The following is a 2,495-nucleotide window of genomic DNA, read 5'->3' as shown; positions in this document are numbered from 1 at the left end:
GCGCTGATGATGGCGGTGTCGGTGGAGCCCACATACATCGTCAGGCTGGCAAGGCCCGGCGCCATGCCGATGGCCTGTGTCATGTCCAAGGTCTGCTCGGTATCGTCGCAGCCGCTGGAATACACGCAGGACGTGCTGGTGCCGTCGGTCGACAGCAGCGTGATCGGCACATGGTTGGTCTGGTGCACGTTGCTGAAATAAGTGTTCAAGTCGGCCAGATCGGTGCCGTAGTATTCCAGCAGGCCCAGGTTTTCGCCGGCGCCGGTGAGGCTGGTGCCGCCGTAATAGGCCGCGCGCATATCGCTGCCGAGGAACGAGGCCGAAGGACCCGAGCCCGTTGTCGCGTGCGACACGACCGCCTGCGGGCTGATGCCGTGTGCCGCCGCGTAATCGCTCCTTTTCACGTACAGCGGCTTGGGAATCGAATAATTATCCAGGCCCGATACGTGCCATAGCGGAATCGCCAGCGAGGTGGTGGGCTCGCGATCGGGGCTGTAGAACGTGCGGTTTTCGGTGGGATGCTTGTAGGTGCGCATCTTTACGTTGAACGCCGCTTCCACCGCGGACACCGGGCCGATCACCTGGATATCCATGCCGTCGCGGCTGCCGCCGGTGACAGCAAAGCCATAGCGCGTGAGGTACTGCACCACGGTGTCGTAGTCGTTTTGCGTCGGACCGAATCGCGCGGTGAATTCTTGCGGCGTGAGGAAGTGGCGATAGTTGGCGCTGGCAGGATTGTTGACGTCCGCCACGAATGCATCCAAGCCTGCCTTGTCGCGCAAGGGCAGTACCACATCCAGGCTCATCAACTTGGTTGCGGGCAGGCTGCCCACCTGTTGCGCGGCGTTGGTGCTGACGGCATCGCGCACGTGATGCGTATAAACCTGTGCGGCGTTGGCAGCCGTGCTCGCCCCGAACGCCATGGCGATGGCAATGGACAGTGCGCACGCCTTGCGTGCAAGGCCGGAATGCTCGTGCGAGAAAGATGTTCCAGTCGAATCTGTGCTCGTCATGGGAAGCTACTCCTATAAGTAGTCACTGAGAGAAGAATCGAGGAAACAACAATGCTCCCCTCCCCAGGGGTGCCGAATGGCCGCGAGAAATTAGGACGACAGCCGTCGTTTTCCAGTGAAGCGGGCAGCGCCAACGGCGCAGCCCTTATGCGCGTTTGTCCGGCGGATCAGGGGACGCGGATTATGTGCGGGCGATCACGGATCGTGCCGGCCTGTTATCGCCAAGCTAGTTAGTTTTCCCCTACCGGTTGCGGCATGTCTGCAAACGCCTCGCGGATTGACGTGGATCAGTTTCCGAGCGCTCGCCGCACTGCCCGGCCAAAATCGTCCATCGCGAACGGCTTGGTGATGATCGCCATGTTCTCGCCGAGGAATTCCGATTGCACGGCCGCGTTTTCGGCGTAGCCGGTCATGAAGAGCACGGGGACGGACGGGTGGCGCTCGCGCACGAGCTCGGCGAGCTGGCGTCCGTTCATGCCGGGCAGGCCCACATCTGAAATAAGTAGATCGATATGTTCGGACGGCGACAAATGCTGCATTGCCGTGATGGCATCGCGCGCCGTCTTCACCGCGTAGCCCAGTTCCTCCAGCAAGAAGCTCACCAGCACCCGCACCTGATCGTCATCTTCAACGACGAGCACTTGCTGGCCCTCGCCTTTGGGAGCGCGGGGATGCGCGACGGCGTTGTCGATGTTGCCATCGGCGGTGGCAGGAAGGTAGAGCGCGATGCTCGTACCCTTGCCCGGCGCGGATTGGATATCGATGTATCCCTTGGACTGCTGCATGAAGCCGTAGATCATCGACAGCCCAAGGCCGGTGCCTTGACCGAGCGGCTTGGTAGTGAAGAAGGGTTCGAAGACACGCTCTTTGACGCTGGAATCCATGCCTACGCCGGTATCGGCCACTTCGACCACCACGTAGCCCAAGGCATTGAGCGCCGTGTCATCGTGCGGAAAGGGAATCGACGATGCGGTCCGTGTGGCAATCCGCAGCTGGCCGCCATCGGGCATGGCATCCCTCGCGTTGATGCATAAATTCAGAACGGCGCTTTCGAGTTGATTGACGTCGACCAGGGCGTGGTTCAGGCCCTTGCCCAGGTCGACCACGATGTGAATCCGTTCGCCCAGGGTCTGCCGCAAAAGCATGTGCATCGAGCGGATCAGCGCATTGAGTTCGACCGGTTTGGGATCCAGCGACTGGCGCCGGGAGAACGCCAGCAAACGCTGGGTGAGCGCCGCGGCGCGGTTGGCCGAATCCAGCGCCGCCCGGATGACGCGCTCCAAACGATCGGTGTTTCCGGCCTGCAGGCGGAGGTCGACAATATCGAGGGCACCGATAATGCTGGTGAGCATGTTATTGAAGTCGTGCGCAATGCCGCCGGTCAGCTGGCCCACCGCTTCCATTTTCTGCGCTTGCCTCAGCGCCGTTTCGCTTTCGGAGCGGGCCAGCATCTCGGCCTGCAGCGCGGCCGTGCGCTCGGCG

General features: G+C 61.8%; 2 protein-coding genes. Both read right to left on the bottom strand.

What is annotated here, in order from left to right; all coding sequences use genetic code 11:
- Nucleotides 1-1,013 (bottom strand): protease pro-enzyme activation domain-containing protein (locus tag VMA74_RS17970; RefSeq protein ID WP_325369461.1); only part of this gene is annotated, 1,013 nt, incomplete at its 3' end.
- Between the two features lie 287 nt (nt 1,014-1,300).
- The gene (locus tag VMA74_RS17965; protein WP_414649634.1) at nt 1,301-2,407 is read right to left on the bottom strand and encodes a response regulator; all 1,107 of its coding nucleotides are present in this window, start codon (nt 2,405-2,407) and stop codon (nt 1,301-1,303) included.
- Between the last annotated feature and the right edge of the window lie 88 nt (nt 2,408-2,495).

It is taken from the genome of Dyella sp., assembly GCF_035508675.1.
Taxonomy (GTDB): Bacteria; Pseudomonadota; Gammaproteobacteria; order Xanthomonadales; family Rhodanobacteraceae; genus Dyella_B.
Note: the sequence above shows the minus strand (reverse complement) of the source record. Positions and strands in the feature narration are given on the sequence as shown.